3 protein-coding genes are annotated in these 2,326 nt (G+C 70.7%); all 3 read left to right on the top strand.

The genetic code is table 11. The features are described 5' to 3' along the window. The first annotated feature begins 285 nt into the window (after positions 1 to 285). Entirely contained in the window at positions 286 to 924 is a 639-nt protein-coding gene (locus GA0115259_RS27745; protein WP_237540541.1) for a thiamine pyrophosphate-dependent enzyme, read from the top strand. A gap of 65 nt (positions 925 to 989) precedes the next feature. Continuing rightward, positions 990 to 1,889: a transketolase family protein gene (locus GA0115259_RS27740; RefSeq protein WP_093602118.1), complete on the top strand. Its 900-nt coding sequence runs from the start codon at positions 990 to 992 to the stop codon at positions 1,887 to 1,889. 164 nt (positions 1,890 to 2,053) lie between these two features. After that, a partial coding sequence (locus tag GA0115259_RS27735) for a DinB family protein (RefSeq protein ID WP_141716711.1) occupies positions 2,054 to 2,326 on the top strand: 273 nt, incomplete at its 3' end.

Here is a 2,326-nt window from a genome sequence, read left to right as displayed (position 1 = left end):
ACCTGCGACCCCTTGACCCCCAGTCAAGTGCGCTACCAAGCTGCGCCACGTCCCGATGCGGGTCTGACCTGGGGTTTTCCCTGGCCGAACGCGCATGAGAACAATACCGCACTCGGCACGGTGGTCACGAACCGCTTTCCCCGGGGCCGTCGGAGGTGGCTTGACCTCAAGTGTGGTTCACGTTGCACCGTGGACCGTATGACAAAGACAGCTCCGACCTTCCCTTCCGGCCGCACATCGGGCCGTGCGGCCGACTATCAGGATCTGACGAGGCTGCTGAGCCTCATGACGGGTGACGAGAAGCACGGGCCCGCCGCGACCTCCACGCTCGACGCGCTCTGGGTGCTGCACGACCGGGTGCTGCGGGTGTCGCCGGAGACCGTCGACGCGCCGGAGCGTGACCGCTTTCTGCTCTCCAAAGGGCATGGCCCGATGGCGTACTACGCCGTCCTCGCCGCCAAGGGATTCCTCGCCGAGGAGCTGCTGCCCGGCTTCGGCTCGTACGACTCACCGCTCGGCCACCACCCCGACCGGACGCTCCTGCCCGGCGTCGAGATCGGCAGTGGCTCGCTCGGGCACGGGCTGCCGCTCGCCGTGGGCAGTGCGCTCGGGCTCCGGGCGCAGGGACTGACCGAGCCCCGTGTCTGGGTGCTGATCGGCGACGCCGAACTCGACGAGGGCAGCAATCACGAAGCGATCGCCTACGCGGGCCCCGCCGGGCTCGGACAGCTCCACACGCTGGTGATCGACAACGCCTCCGCGAGCCACGGCCGGCCCGGCGGGATCGTCTCCCGGTTCGAGGCCGCCGGCTGGTCGGCCGAGACCGTCGACGGACGGGACCACGAGGCGATGTACGCGGCATTCACCGCCCCGCATCCAGGCCGGCCGCGGGCCGTGGTGGCCCGTGTCGAGCCCAAATTCTGACCGCGGACGACGGCACCCGAACACGCCTTCGGGCATCTACTTCAGGCATCTACAGGGGAGCCTCCATGGACACCATGCGGGACCGTTTCATCACCACCACCTCCGAGCTGCTGGACGAGGATCCACGGCTCGCGCTCGTCCTGGCCGAGATCAGCCGGGACGGCTTCGTCGCGGCGGAGCGCCGCCATCCGGACCGGGTCATCAATGTCGGGATCCGGGAACAGCTCCTGGTCGGCGTGGGCGGCGGACTCGCCCTCACCGGGCTCCGCCCGATCGTGCACACCTTCGCCAGCTTCCTTGTCGAGCGCCCCTTCGAGCAGGTGAAGCTGGACTTCGGCCATCAGGGCGTGGGCGGAGTGCTGGTGAGCGCGGGCGCCTCGTACGACTGGCCCGCGGGCGGGTTCACCCATATGTCGCCGGGCGATGTCGCGCTGATGGACACACTCGACGGCTGGACGGTGGAGGTGCCGGGACATCCGGACGAGGCCGAGGCGCTGCTGCGGCGGGCCGCGGCCGGGGACGGCCGGGTGTATCTCAGGCTCTCGCTCCAGAGCAACGACCGGGCGCGGCCCGTGACCGGCCCGGGCTTTCGGACCGTACGGGAAGGGCGCGGCGCGGTGGTGATCGCCGTCGGGCCGATGCTGGACAACGTACTGGCTGCGACGGAGGGCCTGGATACGACGGTGCTGTACGCGACGACCGTGCGGCCATTCGACCGGGAGGTGCTGCGCCGGGCCGTCGCGGGCGGGACCACGGCGGATGTCGTGCTTGTCGAGCCGTATCTCGCCGGCACTTCCACGGCCGCGGCGAACGACGCCTTGTCCGACACGCCGCACCGGGTGCTCGGCCTCGGAGTGGCGCGCCGCGAGCTGCGGCGGTACGGCCAGTTGGAGGAGCACCTGGCCGGGCATGGCCTCGACCCGAAGTCGCTGCGCGAGCGGATCTCGGCATTCCTGAGGCACTGAGCAAGGGCACTGAACCAGGGCGCCGGACCAGGGCGCTGAACCAGGCGTGAACGGCGGTGCCGAAACGTGGCGCGCCCTGCGCTGTTCGCGCGTACGGGGCACCCTGGACTGGACGTACGCCCATCCGCCGGGCCCGCGCCCGGCCGTACCCTCCGGAGCCCGCCATGACCGCCAGCGGTGATCTGCTCGTCGACGCCTTCGGCCGTATCCGTGAGACCGTCCACGAGGTGGTCGACGGCCTCTCCCCCGACGAGCTGGCGGTCCGGCTGGACGACGGGGCCAATTCGATCGCCTGGCTCGTCTGGCATCTCACCCGGATCCAGGACGACCACATCGCCGAAGCGGCAGGCCTGGACGAGGTGTGGATCGCGCAAGACTGGTCGGCGCGGTTCGAGCTGCCGTTCCCGCGGCGGGCGACCGGTTACGGCCACTCCCCC

Origin of the sequence: Streptomyces sp. MnatMP-M17 (genome assembly GCF_900091995.1) — a bacterium.
GTDB lineage: Bacteria > Actinomycetota > Actinomycetes > Streptomycetales > Streptomycetaceae > Streptomyces.
This window is presented reverse-complemented; position numbering and strand designations above follow the sequence as displayed.